Origin of the sequence: Stenotrophomonas bentonitica, assembly GCF_013185915.1 — a bacterium.
Taxonomy (GTDB): domain Bacteria; phylum Pseudomonadota; class Gammaproteobacteria; order Xanthomonadales; family Xanthomonadaceae; genus Stenotrophomonas; species Stenotrophomonas bentonitica.
In genome coordinates this window covers 1,809,726-1,834,218 of the sequence record NZ_JAAZUH010000001.1, presented here as the reverse complement: position 1 = coordinate 1,834,218, position 24,493 = coordinate 1,809,726, and the positions used below count along the sequence as shown (strand labels likewise).

Below are 24,493 nucleotides of genomic sequence, written 5' to 3'. Positions count from 1 at the left end.
GGAACGCACCCCATGGCTCGTTATTTCATTGATCGCCCCATCTTCGCGTGGGTGATTGCGATCATCATCATGCTCGCCGGTGCGCTGGCGGTGCTCAAGCTGCCGGTGTCGATGTACCCGGAAGTAGCGCCGCCCGCCGTCGAGATCAGCGCCACCTATCCGGGCGCCTCGGCCAAGGTGGTCGAAGACTCGGTGACCCAGATCATCGAGCAGAACATGAAGGGCATCGATGGCCTGATCTACTTCTCGTCCAACAGCTCGGCCAACGGCCAGGCCACCATCACCCTGACCTTCGAAAGCGGTACCGACCCGGACATCGCCCAGGTGCAGGTGCAGAACAAGCTGCAGCTGGCCATGCCGCTGCTGCCGCAGGAAGTGCAGCGCCAGGGCATCAACGTCGCCAAGTCCAGCAGCGGCTTCCTGCAGGTGATCGGCTTCGTCTCCAACGACGGCAGCATGGACGCCAACGACATCTCCGACTACGTCGGCTCCAATGTCGTCGACCCGCTCAGCCGCGTGCCGGGCGTGGGCAACATCCAGGTGTTCGGTGGCAAGTACGCCATGCGCATCTGGCTGGACCCCAACAAGCTGCACACCTACAAACTGTCAGTGGATGAGGTGACCGCCGCGATCACCGCGCAGAACGCGCAGGTCGCCATCGGCCAGCTCGGCGGCGCGCCGTCGGTCAAGGGCCAGCAGCTCAACGCCACCATCAACGCGCAGGACCGCCTGCAGACCCCGGAACAGTTCCGCAATATCCTGGTCCGCGGCGGCACCGACGGCAGCGAACTGCGCCTGGGCGATGTCGCCCGCGTCGAGCTGGGCGCGGAAAGCTACGATTTCGTCACCCGCTACAACGGCAAGCCGTCCACCGGTATCGCCATCACCCTGGCCACCGGCGCCAACGCGCTGGACACCGCCAACGGCGTGCGCGCCGCGCTGGACGACCTGAAGGCCAACTTCCCGGCCGGCCTGGAGTCGGTGGTGCCGTACGACACCACCCCGTTCGTGCAGGTCTCGATCAAGGGCGTGATCAAGACCCTGATCGAAGCGATCATCCTGGTGTTCGTGGTGATGTACCTGTTCCTGCAGAACTTCCGCGCCACCCTGATTCCCACCATCGCGGTACCGGTGGTGCTGCTGGGCACGTTCGGCATCCTGGCCGCGCTGGGCTTCTCGATCAACATGCTGACCATGTTCGCGATGGTGCTCGCCATCGGCCTGCTGGTCGACGACGCCATCGTGGTGGTGGAGAACGTCGAACGCATCATGTCCGAAGAGGGGCTGTCGCCGCTGGAGGCGACCCGCAAGTCGATGGGCCAGATCACCGGCGCGCTGGTGGGTATCGGCCTGGTGCTGTCGGCGGTGTTCGTGCCGATGGCCTTCATGAGCGGGTCCACCGGCGTGATCTACCGGCAGTTCTCGGCCACGATCGTTTCTGCAATGGCGTTGTCGGTGCTGGTCGCCATCGTGCTGACCCCGGCGCTGTGCGCCACCATGCTCAAGCCGCTGAAGAAGGGCGAGCACCACGTCGCGCACAAGGGCTGGTCCGGTCGTTTCTTCAACGCCTTCAACCGCGGCTTCGACCGCTCCAGCGAAAGCTACCAGCGCGGGGTCAAGGGCATCCTGGCGCGGCCGTGGCGCTTCATGGCCGTGTTCGCCGCCCTGGTGGTGGTGATGGGCCTGATGTTCGCGCGCCTGCCCAGCTCGTTCCTGCCCAATGAAGACCAGGGCATCCTGATGGCGCTGGTGCAGACGCCGGTTGGCGCGACCCAGGAACGTACCCTGGAAGCGATGTACAAGCTGGAAGACCACTTCCTGAAGAACGAAACCGAGGCGGTTGAATCGGTGTTCTCGGTGCAGGGCTTCAGCTTCGCCGGCATGGGCCAGAACGCGGGCATGTCCTTCATCAAGCTCAAGGACTGGAAGGAGCGTGATGCCGACCAGGGCGTGGGTCCGATCACCGGGCGTGCGATGGGCGCGCTGGGCCAGGTCAAGGACGCCTTCATCTTCGCGTTCCCGCCGCCGGCCATGCCGGAGCTGGGCATCGGCTCGGGCTACACCTTCTTCCTGAAGGACAACAGCGGCCAGGGCCACGAAGCCCTGCTCAACGCCCGCAACCAGCTGCTCGGGGGCGCCGCGCAGAGCAAGCTGCTGGCCAACGTGCGTCCGAACGGCCAGGAAGACACCCCGCAGCTGCGCATCGACGTGGACGTGGAGAAGGCCAATGCACTGGGGCTGTCGATCAGCTCGGTCAACAGCACCCTGGCCGCGGCCTGGGGCAGCAGCTACATCGATGACTTCATCGACCGTGGCCGGGTCAAGCGCGTGTACGTGCAGTCCGACGCCGAGTTCCGCATGAACCCGGACGACTTCAACCTGTGGTCGGTGAAGAACAGCGCCGGCGAGATGGTGCCGTTCAGCGCCTTCGCGTCCAAGCGCTGGGACTACGGTTCGCCACGCCTGGAGCGCTACAACGGCGTGTCGGCGATGGAGATCCAGGGCGAACCGGCCCCGGGCGTCGCCTCGGGCGATGCCATGGCCGAGATCGAGCGGATCGCCAAGGACCTGCCGCCGGGCTTCGAGATCGAATGGACCGCGCTGTCCTACCAGGAACGCCAGGCCGGTTCGCAGACACCGCTGCTGTACACGCTTTCGCTGCTGATCGTGTTCCTGTGCCTGGCCGCCCTGTATGAAAGCTGGAGCGTGCCGACCTCGGTGCTGCTGGTGGCGCCGCTGGGCATCCTCGGTGCGGTGCTGGCCAACAGCATGCGTGGCATGGAACGCGACATCTATTTCCAGGTGGCGATGCTGACCACGGTGGGCCTGACCAGCAAGAACGCGATCCTGATCGTGGAGTTCGCCAAGGAGAACCTGGAGAAGGGCGTGGGCGTGCTGGAAGCCACCATGCACGCGGTCCGCGACCGCCTGCGCCCGATCATCATGACCTCGCTGGCGTTCGGCCTGGGCGTGCTGCCGCTGGCGATCGCCTCCGGTGCCGGTTCCGGCGCGCAGCGGGCGATCGGCACCGGCGTGCTCGGCGGCATGATCGTCGGCACGGTGCTGGGCCTGTTCTTCATTCCGTTGTTCTTCGTAGTGGTGCAGAAGCTGTTCAACCGGCGCACCGATTCCCGGAAAGCATCATGAAAACTACATCGTTGATCCTGTCCATCGCCGCCGTCCTGTCGCTCTCCGGCTGCGCCACCCTTGAACCGCGCAGCACCGAGGTCGCGCCGGCGATCCCGGCGCAGTGGCCGGCGTCCACCGCCACCGCGGCGGCGGGCGAAGTGGCCGACATCGGCTGGCGCGATTTCTTCGTCGACCCGCGCCTGCAGTCGCTGATCGCACAGTCGCTGGACAACAACCGCGACCTGCGCGTGGCCGTGCTCAACGTGGACAAGGCGCGTGCGCAGTACCGCATCCAGCGCGCCGACCGCGTCCCGGCGGTGGGCGTACAGGGGCAGATGACCCGCAGCGGCGGCGACGCGCCGGTCACCGAACAGTTCAGCGCCAACCTGGGCGTGGTCGAGTTCGAACTGGACCTGTTCGGGCGCGTGCGCAACCTGAGCCAGGCGGCGCTGCAGCAGTACTTCGCCGAAGCCGCCAACCGCCGCAATGCGCAGCTGGCGCTGGTGGCCGAAGTGGCCAACGCGTGGCTGACCCTGGGCGCGGACAGCGAGCAGCTGAAGATCGCCGAGGCGACGCTGGCGACCTATGAAGATTCGCTGCGCCTGAGCGAAGCGCGCCACCAGCTGGGCAGCGCATCGGCGCTGGAACTCAGCCAGACCCGCACGCTGGTGGAAACCGCGCGCACCGACGTGGCCCGCTTCCAGGGCCAGGTCGCCCAGGACCGCAACGCGCTGGTGCTGCTGGCCGGCGGACCGGTCGACGCCGCGCTGCTGCCGGACGGGGAATCCACCGAGGTCGCTGCCGTGCGCGCGATTCCGGGCGGCGTGCCGGGCGAGGTGTTGCTGCGCCGGCCGGACGTGATGGCCGCCGAGCACACCCTGCTGGCGGCCAACGCCAACATCGGCGCGGCGCGTGCGGCGTTCTTCCCCTCGATCAGCCTGACCGGCAGTGTCGGTTCGGCGTCGTCGGAACTGTCGGGCCTGTTCGATTCGGGCACCCGGGTCTGGAGCTTCATGCCGACGCTCAACCTGCCCATCTTCCAGGGCGGCAAGCTGCGCGCCGGACTCGGCGTGGCCAACGCCAACCGCGACATCGCCCTGGCCCAGTATGAGAAGGCGATCCAGTCCGGCTTCCGCGAAGCGGCCGATGCGCTGGCGTTGAATGACAGCCTGGATGCGCAGCTGGGTTCGCAGCAGGCGCTGGTCGCGGCCGCCGAGCAGGCGCAGCGGTTGTCGCAGGCGCGCTACGACGCGGGGCTGGACAGCTTCCTGACCCTCCTGGACGCGCGGCGGACCGCCTACAGCGCACGGCAGTCGCTGGTCAGCACGCAGTTGAACCAGCTGTCCAACCAGGTGGCGTTGTACAAGGTGCTCGGTGGCGGTTGGTATGAGCGGGGGGAGGTAGCCGCGCGTTGACGGTGCGCGTGGGACACGCATGGCGTGTCTCTATGCGGTGGGCAGATGGCGGATTGATCGACGGCGGGGATGCGTAGCGACACGCCATGCGTGTCCCACGCGGTGCCCGGACAGGCGCCGACCTCAACGATCCCCGCGCCGCTTCGCCAGGGTGGCACTCGCTTTTCGCGCCATCTCTTCATAGGTGCGCCGGATCTCCTCCAGCCGCTCCTCGTCCAGCTCCTCCAAATCCAGCAATTCGTTGTTGGCCTCGGCGGTAACGCGGATCAGCTCGTCCAGCTTGATCTGGATCGCGGCGGTGTCCGCGTTCTGGCTGTGCTGGATCAGGAACACCATCAGGAAGGTGATGATGGTGGTGCCGGTGTTGATGACCAGCTGCCAGGTGTCGTTGAACTTGAACACGGGCCCGCTCAGGGCCCAGATCACCACGATGGTCACCGCGCCCAGGAAGGTCCACGGCGTACCCGCCGCGTAGGACGCCTTCTTGGCGACCAGGTTGAACACGCTGCGGAGTTTCATGAAACGCTCAGGCGCCGGCGCTCAGTCGCGGGCGGGCGTTCTGGTCGTGCTGGCTGCGCAGGTACACGTTTTCCCAGACCTGTTCGACGAACTCACGCGCTTCGGCCTCGGTCAGCCGCGGCATGATCTGGTAGGCAAAGTGCGCCTGGAAGGCTTCGTCGCGCTCCTTGTCGCCGGCCCGCGGGTGCGAGATCAGCGAGTCGCAGGCGAACTTGATCCACGGAACGTAATGCCCGAACGAGGGCAACTTCATGTTGCCGTCCGCATGTTGCTTGCGCCAATAGGCGATTTCGGCCTCGACGTTGATCACGTCTGGAATGGACAGCGGCACGGAGGACATGGTTGCGGCGATTCACAGGAAGAGAAGGCACCCTGATGATGCGTAACGCGCAGTGCATGGGGTGTCACGGCAATGTGCAGCGGGCGTGCGGATCGCCCCTGCGCAGCTGAAGTATTCATGACTGCGGCACGCCAACCGTCGCCAAGGGTGTCGTCATCGACCTGCATCGTGCGCCGCGGCGCACGATGCGGTGCGGGTTACTCGCCGATGTCTTCGTTCCAGACTTCGGGGTGGGCCGAGATGAATCCGCCGAGCAGGTCGATGCATTCCTGGTTCTGCATGTCGATCACCTGCACGCCGGCCTCACGCAGCCAGTCGATGCCGCCCTGGAAAGTGACCGACTCGCCCACCACCACGGTGCCGATGTTGAACTGGCGCACCAGCCCGCTGCAGTACCAGCAGGGCGCCAGGGTGGTGACCATGATGGTGTCCTGGTAGCGACGCTGGCGACCGGCCTTGCGGAAGGCGTCGGTCTCGCCATGCACCGAGGGGTCGCCTTCCTGCACGCGGCGGTTGTGGCCGCAGCCGAGCAGGCGCCCGTCGTTGTGGTACAGCGCCGCGCCGATCGGAATGCCGCCCTCGGCCAGGCCCTGGCGGGCTTCGGCAATGGCGGTTTCGAGCAGGGCGGCGTAGTCGGGGGTGCTGATCATGGGCAGTCCGTTGAAGTGAAGGGGGCATCATAAGGTGCCGCAGGCCGGCCGGCGGTGCGATAATCGGCGGCATGAGCGAATCCCCCTACAAGACTGGCACCACCCATTTCGGCTTCCGTGACGTAGCCGCCTCGGACAAGCAGAAGCTGGTGGGCGAAGTGTTCACCTCGGTCGCGCGCAACTACGACCTGATGAACGACCTGATGAGCCTGGGCATCCACCGGGCGTGGAAGCGCTACTACGTGGCCACCGCGCAGGTGAAGCCGGGCGACAGCGTGCTCGACCTGGCCGGTGGTACCGGCGACATCGCGGTGCTGCTGAAGGAGCGGGTGGGCGACGAGGGCGAGGTGGTGGTCGGCGACATCAACGCCGGCATGCTGACCGTGGGCCGCGACCGCCTGACCAACCGTGGGCTGGTCGCCGGGCTGGATTTCGTGCAGTGCAACGCCGAGGCGCTGCCGTTCCCGGACGCCAGCTTCGACCTGGTCACCATCGCCTTCGGCCTGCGCAACGTCACCGACAAGGACGCCGCGCTGCGCGAGATGTACCGCGTGCTGAAGGTGGGCGGGCAGGCGCGCGTGCTGGAGTTCTCCGAGGTCACCGCGGACTGGTTCAAGCCGATTTACGACTTCCACTCGTTCAAGATCCTGCCGAAGCTGGGCCAGCTGTTCGCGCGCGACGCCGACAGCTACCAGTACCTGGCCGAAAGCATCCGCAAGCACCCGCCGCAGGAAGCGCTCAAGACCATGATGGCCGAGGCCGGATTCGCGCGCTGCCACTACAAGAACCTGACCGGGGGGATCGTCTCGATCCATTCCGGGTACAAGATCTGAGGCCCTATTCAGGATTCGGGAGGGGGTAAACTGGCGGTTTCACCCCCGATCGGTCCCGATTCAATGCGATCTCCGTTCCTGCTGATTCCCCTGGCCGTCGCGCTTGCCGCCGGCTGCTCCAAAGAGCCCGCCGCCCCGACCGCGGCCCCCGCCGCCCAGCCGAGCGCCGCCAACGCCGTGAAAGCCGCCAACCGCAGCCACGATGAAAGTTCCTATGCCGAGCCGGACAAGGTCGTCATCCAGGACCTGGCGCTGGACCTGAAGCTGGACTTCGACTTCAAGCAGATCGGTGGCACCGCCACCTATACGCTGGACTGGAAGGATAAGGCCGCCAAACAGCTGGTGCTCGACACCCGCGAGCTGACCATCGAGAAGGTCGAAGCCGTGGGCGCCGATGGCAAGACCACGCCGCTGCAGTTCTTGCTGGCGCCGGCCGACAAGGTGTTCGGCAGCAAGCTGACCATCGAAGCCCCGGAACAGCCGGGCAAGGTGCTGGTGACCTACCACACCGCGCCGACCGCCTCGGGCCTGCAGTGGCTGGAGCCGTCGATGACCGAGGGCAAGCAGCTGCCCTTCATGTTCAGCCAGTCCCAGGCCATCCACGCGCGTTCGTGGGTGCCGCTGCAGGACACGCCGAGCGTGCGCTTTACCTACAGCGCGCACGTGACCTCGCGTCCGGACGTGATGGTGCTGATGAGCGCCGACAACGACCCCAAGGCCGCGCGTGACGGTGATTACACCTTCAAGATGCCGCAGCCGATCCCGTCCTACCTGCTGGCGATCGCCGCCGGCGACCTGGTGTTCGAGCCGATCTCCGGTCGCTCGGGCGTCTGGGCCGAACCGACCATGGTCGGCAAGGCAGCCAAGGAGTTCGAAGACACCGAGAAGATGATCGGTGCAGCCGAGAAGCTGTACGGCGAATACCGCTGGGGCCGCTACGACATGCTGGTGCTGCCGCCGTCGTTCCCGTTCGGCGGCATGGAAAACCCGCGCCTGACCTTCGCCACCCCGACCGTGATCGTGGGCGACAAGTCGCTGGTCTCGCTGGTCGCCCATGAGCTGGCGCACAGCTGGTCGGGCAACCTGGTGACCAACTCGAGCTGGAAGGACATCTGGCTCAACGAAGGCTTCACCACCTACGTGCAGGGTCGCATCACCGAAGCGCTGTATGGCCAGGAAATGGCCGAGATGGAGCGCGAGATCGACCAGAACGACCTGCTGGCCGAAGTGAAGGACATGAGCCCGGCCGACCAGGCGCTGGCGCTGCCGCCGCTGACCGAGCGCGACCCCGACGAAGCGCTGAGCAACGTGGCCTACGTCAAGGGCTCGTGGTTCCTGCAGTTCCTGGAGCAGCGTTTCGGCCGCGAAGTGTTCGACCCGTTCCTGCGGGGCTGGTTCGATGACCATGCCTTCCAGAGCGCCAACACCGACCAGTTCGTCGAGTACCTGAAGAAGAACCTGCTGTCCAAGAAGCCCGGCGCGGTCACCGATGCCGAGCTGAAGGCGTGGCTGGACGAGCCGGGCATTCCGGCGTTCGCCACCAAGGCACGTTCGCGCAACTTCTCCATCGTCGACACCGCGCGCATCGCCTGGCAGGGCAGCGACAAGCTGCCGAATGCGCAGATCACCAGCGAATGGGGTACCCAGGAATGGGTCCACTTCATCGACGGCCTGGGCAAGACCCTGCCGGTGGAGAAGCTGGCCGCGCTGGACCGTGCCTACCACTTCACCGGCACCGCCAATGGCGAAATCGCCATGCGCTGGTACCCGCTGGCGATCCGCAGCGGCTATGCCGAAGCCAATGAGGCCGCCGGTGCGTTCATCGAGCGCGTGGGCCGCCGCAAGCTGATCCTGCCGATCTACGCCGAACTGGTGAAGACCCCGGAAGGCCTGGCGTTCGCCAAGGCGGCGTTCGAAAAGGCCAAGCCCAGCTACCACCCGATCACCACCGCATCGGTGCAGGACATGCTGGACAAGGCAAGCGCCGGCAAGTAACCGCCGGGCCATGCGTTGAACGAGAACGGCGGGGGAAACCCCGCCGTTTTTCTTTGTAAACTCGGAACACTTCCTGCAACCGGACCTGCCGATGAAACGATTGATCCTCGCCGCCGCCTGCGCGTTCGCCCTGGCCGCGTGCAGCAACCCCGAGGAAGAGCGCAGGGCGCAGGAAGCGGCCGATGCCGCCGCCCGGGCGCAGAAGGAGCAGAAGGCCGAAGGCGTGGCCAAGCAGTACGACATGGCCGTGGCCGCGCAGGACTGGGAGCGCGCGCGCATCCACGGCGGTTCGTTGCTGGACCAGTACAAGGACACCGACGTGGCCGCGCGCATCGAACCGGGCTACGCCGAGGTGAAGGCCAAGGCCGATACCGCGCGCGAACTGCGCCGAATGCAGGGCCTGTGGCAGTACAACCAGATGCCGGTGGGCACCAAGGGCAATCAGGTCTCGGCCTCGATCTACAGCAAGGAGCGCGTGGACGTGGACGGCAGCGGCCCCAAGCCGGTGCAGCTGATCTTCCGCGACCACCCCGAATGGAAGCGCCACGCCTACCTGGTGCTGCAGGCCGGCGATTTCCGCTGCCCGCAGTGCACGGTCAAGGTCACGGTGGATGACGGCAAGCCGATCAGCATGGCCGCCTGGCGCCCGAAGACCGACGAAGCCATCGCGATGTTCATCACCGACCAGAAAGCGCTCTGGAAGCTCGCCCGCAAGGCGAAATCCATCAGCATCGAGTTCCCGGTCAAGGCCGGCGGCACCCGCACCGCCGTATTCGAAACCGGCGGCGTAGACGCCAGCCGCATGCCGAACTGGTGGAATTGAGGGTAGTGCCGGGCCCTGCCCGGCACTCCCGCACGATCAACCGTTCAGTGCGTAGCCGAACTGCTGCTTGAACTGTTCATTGAACTCATCGAACGTGAAACGCTGGTTCTGCGTGCCCGGGTGCTCCACCTTCAACGCGCCCATCAGGTTGCCCATGCGGCCGATGGTCAGCCAGTCGTAACCCTTTTCGATGCCGTAGATCAGGCCGGCGCGGAACGCGTCGCCGCAACCGGTCGGGTCGACCACGCGGCGCTCGTGCGCCGGCGGGATGTCGTAAGTCTTTTCCGGGGTGTGGATGACCGCACCCTTCGGGCCACGGGTGGTGATGTAGGCCTTGACCCGGCTCACGATCTCCTTTTCGTCCCAGCCGGTGCGCTCCTGCAGCAGGTTGGACTCGTAGTCGTTGACCACCACGTAGTCGGCCTGCTCGATGAAGGTGCGCAGCTCCGGGCCGTTGAACAGCGGCATCGCCTGGCCCGGGTCGAAGATGAACGGCACGCCGGCTTCGAAGAACTCCTGCGAGTTCTGGATCATGCCTTCACGGCCGTCCGGGCCGACCAGGCCCAGGGTCACGCCCGGCACGTCCTTCACATGGTTCTCGTACGACCGCATCATCGCGCCCGGGTGGAAGGCGGTGATCTGGTTGTTGTCGTGGTCGGTGGTGATGAACGCCTGCGGGGTGAACAGCTCGTCGATCACCTTGATCCGGCTCAGGTCGATGCCCAGGCCCTGGAAATACTCGCGGTACGGGCCGAAGTCCGAGCCCACCGTGCCCATCGGGATCGGCTCGCCGCCCAGCAGGTGCAGGTTGTAGGCGATGTTGCCGGCGCAGCCGCCGAACTCGCGGCGCATGCGCGGCACCAGGAACGAGACGTTCAGGATGTGCACCTTGTCCGGCAGGATGTGATTCTTGAACTGGTCCGGGAACACCATGATGGTGTCGAAGGCAAGAGAACCACAGATCAGAGCGGACATCGATTAAGGCCTATGCGAATGGGGTTTGAGGCCCGGCAGGCGGGCAACGAAACGGCGCCCAGAGGCGCCCAATGGCGCAAAGGTTAACGGGTGCGGCGCCGCAGGGCCAGAACCCCGGCTGTCCGGATCCGCCTGAATGGCCGCCGAGGCTGGCTTTGGGGCAGATTTCTCCTTGCTCGCGCACAGGGGGATTGCTAGGCTTGTCGGCCTCGAATTCTGCCCAATTTTTCGCCATTCCGCATTGGGCGCGGCACCCCTCAGGATCAACTCCCAGATGTTCAAGAAACTGCGTGGCATGTTCTCCAATGACCTGTCCATCGACCTGGGCACGGCCAATACCCTCATCTACGTGCGCGGGCAGGGGATCGTGCTGAACGAACCGTCGGTCGTGGCCGTGCGCCAGGACCGTGCCATCGGTGGTACCCGTTCGGTCGCCGCGGTCGGCGCCGAAGCCAAGCAGATGCTGGGCCGTACCCCGGGCCACATCACCACCATCCGCCCGATGAAGGACGGCGTCATCGCCGATTTCACCTACACCGAGGCGATGCTCAAGCACTTCATCAAGAAGGTGCACAAGTCGCGCGTGCTGCGCCCGAGCCCGCGCGTGCTGGTCTGCGTGCCGGCCGGTTCGACCCAGGTCGAGCGTCGCGCGATCAAGGAATCGGCCGAGGAGGCCGGTGCCCGTGACGTGTTCCTGATCGAAGAGCCGATGGCCGCCGCGATCGGCGCCGGCATGCCGGTCACCGAAGCCCGTGGCTCGATGGTCATCGACATCGGCGGCGGCACCACCGAAGTGGCGGTGATCTCGCTGAACGGCATCGTCTATTCGGCCTCGGTGCGCATCGGTGGCGATCGTTTCGACGAGTCGATCACCAACTACGTGCGCCGCAACCACGGCATGCTGATCGGTGAAGCCACCGCCGAGCGGATCAAGGTCGAGCTGGGCTGCGCCTACCCGCAGGCCGAGGTCATCGAAATGGAAATCTCCGGCCGCAACCTCGCCGAGGGCGTGCCGAAGATGATCAAGATCAACTCCAACGAAGTGCTTGAAGCCCTGCACGAGCCGCTGTCGGGCATCGTCAGCGCGGTCAAGCTGGCGCTGGAGCAGACCCCGCCGGAACTGTGCGCCGACGTCGCCGAGCGCGGCATCGTGCTGACCGGCGGTGGCGCGCTGCTGCGCGACCTGGACCGCCTGATCTCCGAGGAAACCGGCCTGCACGTGCAGGTGGCCGACGACCCGCTGACCTGCGTGGCCCGCGGTGGCGGTCGTGCGCTGGAGCTGGTGGACATGCACGGCAACGAGTTCTTTGCGCCGGAGTAATCCGTACCGGTCCTGTGTCGTGGACGCGCCCCTGCGGCGTGATGCCCATTGCGTGCCTGGCACGCCGGGCATCGCAGCGCCGGGGCGTTGTCGCATCCGCTCCCTTTCTACCCTGATCAGTCGAAACCGCTCGTGCCGCCCTACGCCGGTCCTCCCGTAGCCTCCCGCCAGGGAGATGCCAGCAGCCCGCTGCGGCTGCTCGCCTACCTGGCCCTGGCCATCACCCTGATCGTGCTCGACGACCAGGCCGGCTGGCTGGCGCGCGCGCGCGCGCAGGCCAACGTGCTGGTGCAGCCGGTGTGGGCGCTGGCCGGCCTGCCGGGCCGGCTCGGCACCCAGGTCAAGGACAACGCCGCCAGCCATGGCCAGCTGGTCGACGAAAACCGGCAGCTGCGCAACCAGCTGCTGATCGCCAACGCGCGCCTGACCCGCCTGCAGACCGCCGCGCTGGACAACGCCCAGCTGCGCGAACTGCTCAACGTGGCCGAACGCAGCGGGCTGGACGTGCAGCTGGCACCGATCCTGGACATCGACCTGGACCCGGTGAAACAGCGCCTGGTGCTGGCCGCCGGCAGCCGCGACGGCGTGCACCTGGGCCAGGCAGTGATCGACGCCGGCGGCCTGATGGGGCAGGTGATCGCCACCACCGGCAGCTCCGCCACGGTGCTGCTCCTGACCGACCCCGACCACGCAGTGCCGGTCACCGTGGCCCGTAACGGCGTGCGCCTGATCGTGTACGGCCGCGGCGACACCCTCGAACTGCGCGACATTCCGCTCAGCGCCGGGGTGGAAGTGGGCGATGAGATCGTCACCTCCGGCCTCGGCGGCCGCTTCCCGGCCGGCTTCCCGGTCGGCAAGATCACCGCCCTGCGCCCCGACGACACCCACGCCTTCCTGGTCGGCGAACTCAAGCCCGCAGCCCAGCTCGACCGCGGCCGCGACGTATTGTTGTTGCGCCCCGGCGCAGCCATCCGCGTCCCGCCAAACCTGCAATTGTCGGAAGCCGCAGGCGGTCCCCCCGCAACGGAAACCCCGGTAGCGCCGGCCGCTGGCCGGCCCACGGAAACCCCACCGCAGCCAGCGCAACCCGCACCCCAACCAGCCCAACCCACACCCACCGCAACGGGCACCACCCCATGAGCCGCCTGCGCGACAAACCCTGGGTGCTCCCGGTCAGCATCGTGCTCGCCCTGCTGCTCGGCCTGCTGCCGCTGCCCGAACTGCTGCAGCCCCTGCGTCCCTACTGGCTGGCGCTGGTGCTGGCCTACTGGGTGATCGAAGCCCCCGACCGGGTCGGCCTCGGCGTGGCCTTCAGCTGCGGCGTGATCGCCGACCTGCTGTACGGCGGCGTGCTCGGCGAACAGGCGCTGCGGCTGGTGATGCTCACCTTCATCCTGCAGCGCTTCCGCGCGCGGATCCGCTTCTTCCCGATGTCGCAGCAGGTGCTGGCGATCGGCGGCCTGCTGTTCAACGACCGCATCGTCAGTGCCGTGGTCCACATCGCCGTGGGCGAACCGACCCTGCCGTGGTCGTACTGGTGGGCGCCGCTGCTCGGCATGGGCCTGTGGCCGCTGGTGTTCGTGCTGCTCGACGCGGTGCGCTTCGGACGTCGCGGGCGCTGACATGTACGCGCGCCGCCAGGCCAAGAACCCCCACGCCGAAGCCGAACAGTTCCGGCGCCGCGCCGCCCTGGGCTTCCTCGGCGTGCTGGTCTGCCTGCTCGGCCTGGGCGGCTGGTACTTCAAGCTGCAGGTGCTGGACCACGATATCTACGCCACCCGTTCGGAAGCCAACCGGATCAAGCCGCGACCGGTCGTACCCGGGCGCGGGATGATCTACGACCGCAACGGGCGCCTGCTGGCCGAGAACGTGCCCGCGTTCCGGCTGGACATCACCCCGGACAAGGTCAAGGACATGGACGCCACTTTGGCCGGGCTGGCGAAGATCCTGACCCTCACGCCCGAGGACATCGAGACCTTCAACAGGTCGCGCAAGGCGCGCCGCAGCTTCCTGCCGGTGACCCTCAAGCTGCGCGTCACCGACGAGGAGATGGCGCGCTTCGCGGTCGACCGCTGGCGTTACCCGGGCGTGGAACTCGAGCCCTACCTGACCCGTCGCTACCCCTACGGCGACTTGTTCGCGCACATCATCGGCTACGTCGGCCGGGTCGACGACAAGGATCTGGAGATGCTGGGCGAGGGCAATGCCGCGCTGACCCACATCGGCAAGTCCGGGCTGGAACGCTATTACGAGCAGCAGCTGCGCGGCAAGGTCGGCTACGAGCAGGTCGAAACCAACGTGCAGGGCCGCGCCATCCGCACCATCGGCCGGGTCGCCGCGCAGTCCGGCAGCGACCTGCGCCTGTCCATCGACGCCGACCTGCAGCGCGCCATGGTGGCCGCGTTCGGCGAGTTCGAAGGGTCGGCCGTGGCGATGGACCCGCGCACCGGCGAGGTGCTGGCCATGGTCAGCCTGCCGTCGTACGACCCCAACCTGTTCGTCAACGGCATCTCGCACGCCGACTTCAAGGCGCTCAACGACAATCCGTCGCGGCCGCAGTTCAACCGCCTGGTGCTCGGTGGCGTGGCCCCGGGGTCGACCATCAAGCCGCTGATCGGCCTGGCCGGCCTGGACAGCGGTACCCGCCGCCCCGAAGACAAGATCCTGTCGACCGGCATGTTCTACCTGCCGGGTACCTCGCGCGGCTGGGGCGACGCCAACCGTGGCGGCCACGGCTGGACCGACCTGCGCAAGTCGATCACCCAGTCGGTCAACACCTATTACTACAAGCTCGCCCTGGACATGGGGATCGAGAAGTTCGACCACTACATGGGCTACTACGGCTTCGGCCAGCCCACGGGTATCGATCTCACCGGCGAGATCGGCGGCATCCTGCCGTCACCGCAGAACAAGGCGAAGGCGCGCAAGGAACGCTGGTATCCCGGCGACACCGTGAACGTCAGCATCGGCCAGGGCGACTGGAAGGTCACTCCGCTGCAGCTGGTGCATGGCGTGGGGGGCATCGCCGATGGCCAGCTGCGCACCCCGCACCTGGTGATGCAGCAGCGCGAAGGCTTCGATGCGGACTGGGTGGCCACCCCGGCCGGCGCCAGCAAGCCGGTCAGCCCCAGCCCGGGCAACCTGCAGGCCGTGCGCGAAGGCATGATGGGCACCATGCGTCCCGGTGGCAGCGGTGCGCGCGCCGCGGCCGGCGCGCCGTACACCATTGCCGGCAAGACCGGCACCGCGCAGGTGATCAGCCGTCGCGGCACGGCGGCGGTGAATCCCAAGAGCCTGCCGATGCACCTGCGCCACCGTTCGCTGTTCGTGGGCTTTGCCCCGGCCGAGAACCCGGTGATCGCGCTGGCCATCGCCGTGGAAGGTGGCGGCTACGGCGGCTCGGCGGCCGCACCGATCGCGCGCAAGCTGTTCGACGCCTGGCTGCTGGGCAAGATGCCCGAAGGCATGGAACCGCTGGACAGTGCCCGTGGGACCACGGCGATCGGCATGACGCCGTTTGAAGGCGACAGCGCCGCGCGCGAGGCCGGTGATATCGCCGCTGCCGCGCTGGAGTCGTTGCCAGTGCTGGTCGGCCTGCCCGAACCGGTGCCTGCACCGGCGCCGTCGCCCGGCCCACCGCTGGCGCCTGCCGCCGCCCCGCCAATGCCCCCGGAGCGCACCCGATGAAGGATTTTCTGCGTTGGGCGACCGACATGGTCGTGCGCTTCTGCAGCACCCTGGATTGGGTGCTGTGCCTGGCCCTGGGTGCGCTGATGCTGATCGGCCTGTCGGTGCTCAAGAGTGCTGGCGGCGATGGCCTGGTGTTCGCCCAGGCCGCGCGTTTCGCCGTGGGGCTGGCCGCGCTGTGGATGATTTCGCGGGTGCCGATCCTGCGCATCCGTTCGGCCACCCCGCTGGTCTATGCGATCTCCATGATTCCGCTGCTGGCGGTGTTCGTGCTCGGCACCGGCAAGTACGGCCGCCAGTGGCTGGACCTCAAGCTGTTCTACCTGCAGCCGGCTGAACTGCTCAAGGTCAGCCTGCCGATGATGGTGGCCTGGTACCTGCACCGCATGCCGCTGCCGCCGCGCTTCAACACAGTGCTGGTCAGCGCCGTGATCATCGGCGTGCCGACCGGCCTGGTGATGCTGCAGCCGGACTTCGGAACCGGCGTGCTGATCGCGGCCAGCGGCGCCTTCGTGCTGCTGCTGGCCGGCCTGCCGTGGTGGTGGGTCGGCGTGGCGGTCGGCGGCGTGGCCGCGGCGGCGCCGGTGGCCTGGATCTGGCTGCTGCGCCCGTACCAGAAGGACCGCATCATGATGTTCCTGGACCCGGAAAGCGACGCGCTCGGGGCCGGCTGGAACATCATCCAGTCCAAGATCGCGATCGGCTCCGGCGGCCTGGATGGCAAGGGCTGGGGGCAGGGCTCGCAGTCGCACCTGAACTTCATTCCGGAGCAGACCACCGACTTCGCCTTCTCGGTGCTGAGCGAAGAGTTCGGCTGGATCGGCGTGGCCACCGTGCTGGCGCTGTACCTGGTGGTGATCGGGCGCTGCCTGTGGATCGCCTCGCAGTCGCGCGACTCCTATTCGCGCCTGCTGGCCGGTGCCACCGGCCTGGCGTTCTTCGTCTACGTGCTGGTCAACGGCGGCATGATCTCCGGCCTGCTGCCGGTGGTGGGCGTGCCGATGCCGCTGATCAGCTACGGCGGCACCTCGGCGGTCTCGCTGCTGGCCGGGTTCGGGCTGGTGATGGCCGCGCGCGCCCACAATCCGGTACACGGCGGCTACAGCTGAACGGCGGCGACTTTCCGTCGCGCCCTTATGTCCAGTCAAAACAGTGGCCGCTTAAGCGCAAGGTTTTGCGCAATCCGGCCGTTGGATCGTTGCGAATATGCCGAATCCGGCAGCCGGGATGTAGAAGGCGTCAACAAGCCGACGGCAAAGTGCGATGGCGCGCACAGTTATGAATGCGCTTGATCACGATCAATGGACATGTCGTAAACGGCCTGCACAATGGCGGCCCGCAAGCAGCTGCGCGTCGTGCCAAGCGACGCGCCAGGCGCTGCGGGACGTAGTTGACCTAACGGGTACAGGGGGTGCGACGTTGCGCTGGGGAGTAGCGCGTCGCGCTGGTATCGACCTGGTCGGTAAGCCGGTTGCGTCCATGGGGATGGGGACGCAACCGGCGATACCTTGGTACGACCTCTACACGCGCTCTTAACGAATTGACGGTTGTCTACGCAAATCGTTGGGATTCATGGTGTTAGGGGTTTTATTTCATCTTTGACCTGCTAACCTGCGGCGATGATTCGACGCACTTTGGCTTGCATGCTCACGCTCGGTCTGGTCGCCTGCGCGACCCAGCCGCAGTCCCCGTCACCGCCGCCGCAGGCGTCGGGTGCGCCCAACAAACCGGGCGTGGCCCACAAGGGGCCTGCCGAAGCGGCGCCGGAAGGTGCCGCGGCCAGCGCGCCGCCGGTCGATCTGACCCCGGTTCCCTTTGAGACCGCCCGCGCCAACTTCGTGCGCGACACCGCTGCGCGCTACGGCATTCCCGCCGCCCAGATCGAAGCCACCCTGGCCCAGGCGCAGGTGCGCAACCCGATCATCGCGGCGATGTCGCGCCCGGCCGAGCGGGTCAAGCCGTGGAACGAGTACCGGCCGATGTTCATCAGCCAGGCGCGGATCGACGGCGGAAAGAAATTCCTGGCCCAGCACCGCGACGAACTGATGCGCGTGCAGCAGCGTACCGGCGTGCCGGCCGAGGTGATCGTGGCGATCATCGGCGTGGAAACCAGCTACGGCGGCAACACCGGCAGCTACCGCGTGCTCGATGCGCTGTACACGCTGGCCTTCAATTACCCGCGCAGCGGCGACCCGGCCAAGCTGGAACGCGAAGTGCGCCGCGAGCTGTATTTCCGCGACGAACTCGCGCGCCTGTTCGCGCTCACCCGCGACGAGAAGCTGGACATCCTGGCGATCAAGGGCAGTTATGCCGGCGCCATGGGCATGGGCCAGTTCATGCCCTCCAGCTACCTGGATTTCGCCGTGGACGGCAACGGCGATGGCCGCCGCGACCTGTTCAACAGCTACGACGACGTGTTCTCTTCGATCGCCAACTACTTCGTCAAGAAGGGCGGCTGGGTACGTGGCGGTCCGGTCGCGGTGCCGGCCACGCTGGCCGCCGGCCGCGAACCGTTCGATCCCACCGACTGGACGCCGAGCTGGACCTTGACCGACCTGGCCCAGCGCGGCTACCAGCCTAGCGTGCCGGTCGCCGCCGGGCTGACCGCCACGCCGATCACGCTGGAGGGCAGCACTGGCAAGCAGTACTGGCTGGGCTTCCAGAACTACTACGCGATCACCCGCTACAACCTTTCCAAAATGTACGCGATGGCCGTGTACCAGCTGTCCCAGGCCATCGCCGGACAGGAGCTGCCGCCGGCATGAACGCATTCGCACGCTGCAGATGGGTGGTCCCCAGCCTGCTGATCCTGGCTCTGGCCGCCTGCAGCAGTGCACCGAAGAAGCCGCCGGCCGCCAGCGTCGGCGGTGGCAAATCCAGCGGCACGCTGGTGCAGGGAGCGGGCAAGGGCAGCCGTCCGGCGCATTGCCCGGAAGGCTCGCCCTACAAGGCGGCCACCGAGGATCCCAGCACGCGCGGCAACTACCGCGCCGGCGGGCTGTACAAGCCCGGCGTGAACGACAGTACGCCCAGCTACATTCCCAACGTCGCCTGCATTCCCGAGCCGGACGTGGTGGACCTGCCGCGTTCGCCGGTCGGCAACAAGACGCCGTATGCGGTGCTGGGCAAGCAGTACCAGGTCATGGACAGCACCCGCGGCTACGCGGAGAAGGGCACCGCGTCGTATTACGGCGCCAAGTTCCACGGCCGGCTCACCTCCAACCGCGAGGTGTACGACATGTACGCGTTCACCGCCGCGCACAAGACCCTGCCGCTGCCGAGTTTCGCGCGGGTCACCAACCTGGACAACGGCGAGTCGGTGATCGTGCGGGTCAACGACCGTGGGCCCTTCCATGACGGCCGGGTGGTCGATCTCAGCTATGCCGCCGCCGTGCGGTTGGGCATCACCCAGCGCGGCACAGGAAATGTGGAGATCCGCGCGCTGCAGCCGGGCGACGACAACCTGCTGGCCGACAAACCTTCGCGCCGCGAGCGCCGTGCGATTGCCGCCGCGGCCGCTGCGCCGGTGCCGGCGCCCGCAGCGCCGGCCAAGCGGGCCAGCGACATGGACCGGCTGGTCGGTGCATTGCCGCCGCCGTCGCCGCGCCCGGCCGGCAACGCCCAGCCTGCAGCCACCCAGGCCGCCTCGCTGGAGACCGGCCCGGTCACCGTGAGCACCCTGCCACCGGCCGCACCGGTGGTGGCGGCGGCGCGCCCGGCGGCCACGGTCGTACGCCCGGCGCCTGCGCCGACGCCCAGCGCGTCGCTGCAGGAGCAGGTCGGCTACGTGCTGCTGCAGGTGGCCAGCTTCGCCAGCCGTGAAAATGCTACCCGCGCGCTGGGCCAGCTGTCCTCGGCCGGCATCGTCGGCGCCAGCATCAGCGATATCGTCAGCGGGGGCCGCACCCTGTGGCGCCTGCGCGTCCCCGCCGCTGACACGGCCAGCGCCTCGGAACTTGCCGGCCGCATTGCCGGTCTGGGATTCGGGTCGCCCCAGATCGTAAAAGAGTGAATGCGGCCGGGCCGTGCGCGCCTGCGCGTGCGGCCACCCCATGGCCCTACAATGGCCGTCCCCTGTAATCCCCTTGGCGCCTTCCTGGAGCTTGCTGTCCGATGAAATTCCGCTTTGCCGCTGCTGCCATGGCCACGACCCTGTTTGTGGGCATGGTCTCCGCCCAGACCCCCCTGCCCACGCCGGCCCCGGCACCTGCTCCTGCCGCCGCCGCCCCGGCCACCGTGGCCACCCCGCCGGCGCCCAAGCCCAGCGTGGCCAAGGCCTGGATCCTGATGGACTACGCCACCGGCCAGGTGCTGGCGGGCGAGAACATCAATGAACAGCTGGCCCCGGCCAGCATCACCAAGGTGATGACCTCGTACGTGGTCGCCGCCGAAGTGAAGAACGGCAAGGTCCGCACCGACGACCAGGTGATGATGAGCGAGCGCGCCTGGCGCGAAGGCGGCGCAGGCACCGACGGCAGCTACAGCGGCTTCCCGGTCAACCAGACCGCGCGCCTGGAAGACATGGAAAAGGGCATGGCGATCCAGTCGGGCAACGACGCGGCGATCGCCTTGGCCGAACACGTGGCCGGCAGCGAAGAGGCATTCGCTTCGCTGATGAACAGCTACGCCGCCAAGATCGGCATGAAGGACTCGCACTTCGTCAACGCCCACGGCCTGAGCGCCGAAGGCCACCACACCACCGCCTACGACCTGGCGCTGCTGGGCCGCGCGTTCGTGCGTGACTACCCGGAAACCTACGCCTACAACAAGGTGAAGGAATTCACCGTGGGCAGCATCACCCAGCCCAACCGCAACCTGCTGCTGTGGCGCGACCAGAGCGTGGACGGCATCAAGACCGGCCACACCTCGGAAGCCGGTTACTGCCTGATGAGTTCGGCGCAGCGCGGCGACCAGCGCCTGATCGCGGTGGTGCTGGGCGGCAGCTCGGAGAAGCAGCGCGCCGATGACAGCCTGGCGCTGCTCAACTGGGGCTTCCGCTTCTTCGAAACGCACCGCATGTATGAGCCGGGCAAGGCCGTGGCCGAGCACAAGGTGTGGAAGGGCACGGCCGACAAGCTGCAGCTGGGCGTGGCCCAGCCGCTGCTGGTGAGCGTGCCGCGCGGCCGCTACAACGACCTGAAGCCGAGCATCGACGTGCCCAAGACCCTGGAAGCGCCGTTCACCGCCGGCCAGGCCGTGGGCACGCTGAAGGTGACTCTGGACGGCAAGGTGGTGGCCCAGGCCCCGCTGGTGGCCGTGGCCGCAGTGGAACAAGCCGGCTTCTTCAAGCGCCTGTGGGACAGCTTCTGGATGTGGTGGGAATCGGAATAACCCCATGAGGTAGTGCCGGCCGCTGGCCGGCTCTTCCGGACATCGAACGAAAGCAAAAAAAGACCGGCCATGGCCGGTCTTTTTCTTTTCGGTGTACCGGCCAGCGGCCGGTACCTACAGCAGATCGCTACAGCGATCTGCTGATGGTGAACGACCCATAGATCGGCGACTGGTCCTGCAGGTCGAACTCGCGGGTGCTGTGGTAGCGGGCGAGGGCGAACTTCCAGCGGTTGTACATCACCGCCAGGCCGTAGCCGGCCTGGCCGACCACGTTGCGCTTGTCCACGCTGTGGCTGTTGCGGAAGGTGTTGCCGTCCAAGGTGATGTCGCGGATCACCCAGGCTGCGTCGGTGGTGGCGAACACGTGGAACGACCAGCCGCTGGGCTTGCCGCCACGGGTCGGCGCGGTGTTTTCGCCGGCCGGGCGCAGTGGCGTGCTGCCGAAATCGTCGGGCAGCTTCCAGCCGAAGCGCACTTCGCCACCGGCATTGAGGTGGGTCGCCAGGTTGCCGACCGCGCCGCCGTAATGGCTGATCGCATCCCAGCCCCAGCCGCCCAGGTTCTCGGTGGCATCGGCCGGCCAGCGGCGCATGCGCTCGTGGGTCAGCATCACCACCGGCTCGTTGTGCAGCTGGTTGTCCCAGCCCTGGAACTTCTCATCGCCCAGCGCGTCGTGCACGGCGTCCTGCACTTCCTTGCCGAGCGCCCACGGGCCGACCACGCCGAGCGTGAGCTGGGTGGTCTGCAGGCGGTCGCCGCGGCGGGCGTTGTAGCCGAAGCTGCCGACCAGCACGCCGGCATAGGGACGGTCGTCCTCGATCACGTCGCGGCGGGTGAAGTCCTTGGGGGTGTAAATCTGCTGGGCGAAGCTGAAGATCATGTTCTGCTGCTCGAACTCGCCGGGGGCGAGGCGTTCGAGGTGGCGGTTGACCCAGCGCGCCAGGCGCGGCAGGCAGGGATCGTCGGTGTAGTCGACCAGGTTCGGCGAGACCAGGGTGATCTGGGCGCCGTTGGTGTAGCCCTGGTCCTGGTCGGCGCCGCCGAACAGATCGTTGTCGACGCGGAAGTTGACCTGCGGCGGATGCTCGCTCATCGCATCCGGTCCACATTGTTCGGCAGCCTGTACGGCGGGCACGGCCAACGCAAGAACACCGGCGAGTGCGGCCGGCAACGCAAAGGGCTTCAACTGCATGGGAGTCCCGCTGATGGTTTATCCACTTTTAAGCGGGTGCAGCGTAGTCAGGGTGTGAGGTCATCTCAACGCCGCGCATGCACTGGATCGTTTTGTTGATGAACGCCGATCTTCACGCAACGTTGGGTGCCGCTGTGCGCACGTTCAGGCAGGGCTTGGGTTCCGTCGTTTCCATCCCCATAATCCCGCCATGGAAATCAAGTCTGACAACCCCGAACACGGCTTCCAGTTCCCCGGTCAGTTCGAGCTCAATGCTCTGGGCCAGGCCAACATTGGGCTGGAGCATGAACTTCCGAACCTGCTGACCGCCGCCGGCATCGATGTCGTGAGCGAGAAGATCACCTGGAAGACCTCGTCCAACGGCAAGTATGTGTCGGTGAAACTGGTGTTCAAGGCGGAAAGCCGCGAGCAGTACGACGCCGCCCACGAAGCGCTGCGTGGCCATCCGGAAGTGAAGTGGACCCTGTAACCGCCTGTGCGCTGGACGCCGCGGCCCCCGGCCAGCGCGTGGCCCGGCCGGCCATCGTGCGCGACCTGGGCCGGCAGCCCTACGCGCCGGTCTGGCATGCGATGCAGCGTTTCACCGACGCGCGCACCGACGACACGCCCGACGAGCTGTGGGTGGTCGAGCACGACCCGGTGTTCACCCTGGGCCAGGCCGGCAAGGACGAGCACGTGCTGGCGCCGGGCGACATTCCGGTGCTGCACGTGGACCGCGGCGGCCAGGTGACCTATCACGGGCCGGGCCAGATCGTGGTCTACCCGCTGCTGCAGCTGCGCCGGCTCGGGATCGGGGTGCGCGATTACGTGTGCCGGATCGAGCAGGCGATCATCGATACCCTGGACGAATGGAATATCGGGGCTGAACGGCTGGACGGCGCGCCCGGGGTGTACGTGGGCGGGGCCAAGGTGGCCGCACTGGGCATCCGGGTCCGCCGGGGCTGCACGTTCCATGGCCTGGCCTTCAACGTGGCGATGGACCTGGAACCGTTCCACCGCATCAATCCCTGCGGCTACCAAGGGCTGCAGGTCACCTCGGTGGTAGACTTGGGGGGACCGTCCGGCATGGCGGCCGTCACGCCGGTACTGCTGGGCCATTTGGCCCGCCAGTTCGGCCTGGACCTCCAGCCTGCCGCGGACCTGCCCGATCTGACTGACCATGACTGAAACCACCGCTCGCATCATTCCCCTGCAGGTCGTGCAGGGCGACACGCCGTCCGCCGCGCCGTTGCAGGCGGGGGTCAAACAGCTGGGCGGTGACAAGATCGGCCGCTCGCCGGTGCAGTTCGCCGACGCGCCGGTGCTGCGCAAGCCGTCGTGGATCCGGGTCCGGATCCCCTCGGGCAATGCGGTGCAGACGCTGAAGGCCAAGCTGCGCGAGAACCGCCTGGTGACGGTCTGCGAAGAGGCCAGCTGCCCGAACATCCACGAGTGCTTCAGCCACGGCACGGCGACGTTCATGATCCTGGGCGAGGTCTGCACCCGGCGCTGCTCGTTCTGCGACGTGGCGCATGGCCGGCCCAAGCCGCCGGACGCGGGCGAGCCGGCCAGCCTGGCGCAGACCGTGGCGGACATGGGCCTGAAGTACGTGGTGGTGACCAGCGTGGATCGCGATGATCTGCGCGACGGCGGTGCGCAGCATTTCGCCGACTGCATCGGTGCCATCCGCGCGAAGTCCCCCAACACCCGGATCGAGGTGCTGACCCCGGACTTCCGTGGCAAGGGCCGCATGGAGCGGGCGCTGGACATCCTGGCGACCAACCCGCCGGACGTGTTCAACCACAACATCGAAACCGTGCCGGACCTGTACCGCAACGTGCGGCCGGGCGCGGATTACCAGTGGTCGCTGACCCTGCTGAAGAACTTCAAGGCCCAGCACCCGTCGATCGCGACCAAGTCGGGGATCATGCTCGGCCTGGGCGAGGACATGGACCAGGTGCGGGCGACCATGCGCGACCTGCGCGCGCACGACGTGGACATGATCACGATCGGCCAGTACCTGCAGCCGACCTCGCACCACCACCCGGTGCTGCGCTACTGGACGCCGGACGAGTACAAGGCGCTGGAAGACTACGGCTACGAGCTGGGCTTCAGCCACGTGGCCTCCGGCCCGATGGTGCGCTCCTCGTACCACGCCGACGTACAGGCCAAAGGCGCAGGGGTCGCGTAGCGCATTCGCGCTTCGCTTCCCACGGTCTGCTGCGCAGACCGCGGGCCCCCCTTCACCGTGCCCCCAGACCCCCGCCGCTTCGCGGCCGCCCCCTGACTCAGGGGGCTCTCCAC

21 protein-coding genes are annotated in these 24,493 nt (G+C 67.3%); 16 read left to right on the top strand and 5 right to left on the bottom strand.

Translation table 11 applies throughout. From position 1 onward, the window contains the following. The first annotated feature begins 12 nt into the window (after window positions 1-12). Both smeE and HGB51_RS08040 read left to right on the top strand, forming a co-directional pair. Entirely contained in the window at window positions 13-3,147 is a 3,135-nt protein-coding gene (gene smeE / locus HGB51_RS08045; RefSeq protein WP_070209151.1) for a multidrug efflux RND transporter permease subunit SmeE, read from the top strand. Further along, window positions 3,144-4,544, top strand: coding sequence for an efflux transporter outer membrane subunit (locus tag HGB51_RS08040; RefSeq protein WP_070209150.1), 1,401 nt, complete (start codon window positions 3,144-3,146; stop codon window positions 4,542-4,544). Before smeE ends, HGB51_RS08040 begins: the two co-directional genes overlap by 4 nt. A gap of 123 nt (window positions 4,545-4,667) precedes the next feature. On the opposite strand, the gene HGB51_RS08035 is transcribed toward HGB51_RS08040, so the two are convergent. From HGB51_RS08035 to HGB51_RS08025, 3 genes are all read right to left on the bottom strand, one after another. Next, window positions 4,668-5,063: a low affinity iron permease family protein gene (locus HGB51_RS08035; protein WP_070209149.1), complete on the bottom strand. Its 396-nt coding sequence runs from the start codon at window positions 5,061-5,063 to the stop codon at window positions 4,668-4,670. Between the two features lie 7 nt (window positions 5,064-5,070). Beyond that, on the bottom strand, window positions 5,071-5,403 hold the full coding sequence (locus HGB51_RS08030; RefSeq protein ID WP_070209148.1) for a hypothetical protein: 333 nt from the start codon (window positions 5,401-5,403) through the stop codon (window positions 5,071-5,073). A gap of 197 nt (window positions 5,404-5,600) precedes the next feature. After that, window positions 5,601-6,053, bottom strand: coding sequence for a nucleoside deaminase (locus tag HGB51_RS08025; RefSeq protein ID WP_070209147.1), 453 nt, complete (start codon window positions 6,051-6,053; stop codon window positions 5,601-5,603). Between the two features lie 71 nt (window positions 6,054-6,124). On the opposite strand from HGB51_RS08025, the gene ubiE reads away from it, so the two are divergent. The 3 genes from ubiE to HGB51_RS08010 all read left to right on the top strand — a co-directional run bounded on the left by ubiE (window position 6,125) and on the right by HGB51_RS08010 (window position 9,704). Next, complete coding sequence (gene ubiE / locus HGB51_RS08020) at window positions 6,125-6,886, top strand: bifunctional demethylmenaquinone methyltransferase/2-methoxy-6-polyprenyl-1,4-benzoquinol methylase UbiE (RefSeq protein WP_070209146.1); 762 nt, start codon at window positions 6,125-6,127, stop codon at window positions 6,884-6,886. 63 nt (window positions 6,887-6,949) lie between these two features. Continuing rightward, window positions 6,950-8,881 (top strand): M1 family metallopeptidase, encoded by a 1,932-nt coding sequence (locus HGB51_RS08015; RefSeq protein ID WP_070209145.1) that lies wholly within the window; start codon window positions 6,950-6,952, stop codon window positions 8,879-8,881. Between the two features lie 91 nt (window positions 8,882-8,972). Further along, window positions 8,973-9,704 carry a hypothetical protein gene (locus HGB51_RS08010; RefSeq protein ID WP_070209144.1) on the top strand — a complete coding sequence of 244 codons (732 nt, stop codon included), beginning with the start codon at window positions 8,973-8,975 and terminating at the stop codon, window positions 9,702-9,704. A gap of 36 nt (window positions 9,705-9,740) precedes the next feature. Here the strand turns inward: HGB51_RS08010 and HGB51_RS08005 are convergent, their stop codons facing one another. Beyond that, on the bottom strand, window positions 9,741-10,679 hold the full coding sequence (locus tag HGB51_RS08005) for a carbohydrate kinase family protein (RefSeq protein WP_070209143.1): 939 nt from the start codon (window positions 10,677-10,679) through the stop codon (window positions 9,741-9,743). A 274-nt stretch (window positions 10,680-10,953) separates the two neighbouring features. Between HGB51_RS08005 and HGB51_RS08000 the strand changes: the two genes are divergently transcribed. The 8 genes from HGB51_RS08000 (at window position 10,954) to HGB51_RS07965 (ending at window position 21,018) form a co-directional block, all read left to right on the top strand. Then, window positions 10,954-12,000: a rod shape-determining protein gene (locus HGB51_RS08000; protein ID WP_102947251.1), complete on the top strand. Its 1,047-nt coding sequence runs from the start codon at window positions 10,954-10,956 to the stop codon at window positions 11,998-12,000. Between the two features lie 132 nt (window positions 12,001-12,132). Then, the gene (gene mreC / locus HGB51_RS07995) at window positions 12,133-13,140 is read left to right on the top strand and encodes a rod shape-determining protein MreC (RefSeq protein ID WP_070208913.1); all 1,008 of its coding nucleotides are present in this window, start codon (window positions 12,133-12,135) and stop codon (window positions 13,138-13,140) included. Further along, window positions 13,137-13,622: a rod shape-determining protein MreD gene (gene mreD / locus HGB51_RS07990; protein ID WP_070208914.1), complete on the top strand. Its 486-nt coding sequence runs from the start codon at window positions 13,137-13,139 to the stop codon at window positions 13,620-13,622. The genes mreC and mreD overlap by 4 nt, the downstream gene beginning before the upstream one ends. A gap of 1 nt (window position 13,623) precedes the next feature. After that, window positions 13,624-15,687, top strand: coding sequence for a penicillin-binding protein 2 (gene mrdA, locus HGB51_RS07985; RefSeq protein ID WP_070208915.1), 2,064 nt, complete (start codon window positions 13,624-13,626; stop codon window positions 15,685-15,687). Next, entirely contained in the window at window positions 15,684-16,796 is a 1,113-nt protein-coding gene (gene rodA, locus HGB51_RS07980) for a rod shape-determining protein RodA (protein WP_070208916.1), read from the top strand. The genes mrdA and rodA overlap by 4 nt, the downstream gene beginning before the upstream one ends. A gap of 510 nt (window positions 16,797-17,306) precedes the next feature. Beyond that, a complete protein-coding gene (mltB, locus tag HGB51_RS07975; RefSeq protein ID WP_070208917.1) occupies window positions 17,307-18,452 on the top strand; it encodes a lytic murein transglycosylase B in 1,146 nt (381 codons plus the stop codon). Then, window positions 18,449-19,699: a septal ring lytic transglycosylase RlpA family protein gene (locus HGB51_RS07970; protein ID WP_070208918.1), complete on the top strand. Its 1,251-nt coding sequence runs from the start codon at window positions 18,449-18,451 to the stop codon at window positions 19,697-19,699. Before mltB ends, HGB51_RS07970 begins: the two co-directional genes overlap by 4 nt. A 101-nt stretch (window positions 19,700-19,800) precedes the next feature. Then, window positions 19,801-21,018, top strand: a complete 1,218-nt coding sequence (locus HGB51_RS07965; protein WP_070208919.1) for a D-alanyl-D-alanine carboxypeptidase family protein — start codon at window positions 19,801-19,803, stop codon at window positions 21,016-21,018. Window positions 21,019-21,145: 127 nt separating this feature from the next. On the opposite strand, the gene HGB51_RS07960 is transcribed toward HGB51_RS07965, so the two are convergent. Then, on the bottom strand, window positions 21,146-22,210 hold the full coding sequence (locus HGB51_RS07960; protein ID WP_070208920.1) for a lipid A deacylase LpxR family protein: 1,065 nt from the start codon (window positions 22,208-22,210) through the stop codon (window positions 21,146-21,148). A gap of 190 nt (window positions 22,211-22,400) precedes the next feature. Here HGB51_RS07960 and HGB51_RS07955 point away from each other — a divergent pair, with 190 nt between their 5' ends. Genes HGB51_RS07955 through lipA form a run of 3 tightly spaced genes read left to right on the top strand, consistent with a single transcriptional unit; the run spans window position 22,401 to window position 24,380 of the window. Next, window positions 22,401-22,679, top strand: a complete 279-nt coding sequence (locus HGB51_RS07955; RefSeq protein WP_070208921.1) for a DUF493 family protein — start codon at window positions 22,401-22,403, stop codon at window positions 22,677-22,679. Continuing rightward, on the top strand, window positions 22,667-23,377 hold the full coding sequence (gene lipB, locus HGB51_RS07950) for a lipoyl(octanoyl) transferase LipB (protein WP_070208922.1): 711 nt from the start codon (window positions 22,667-22,669) through the stop codon (window positions 23,375-23,377). The genes HGB51_RS07955 and lipB overlap by 13 nt, the downstream gene beginning before the upstream one ends. Then, window positions 23,370-24,380 carry a lipoyl synthase gene (lipA, locus tag HGB51_RS07945; RefSeq protein WP_070208923.1) on the top strand — a complete coding sequence of 337 codons (1,011 nt, stop codon included), beginning with the start codon at window positions 23,370-23,372 and terminating at the stop codon, window positions 24,378-24,380. Before lipB ends, lipA begins: the two co-directional genes overlap by 8 nt. Window positions 24,381-24,493 lie beyond the last annotated feature (113 nt).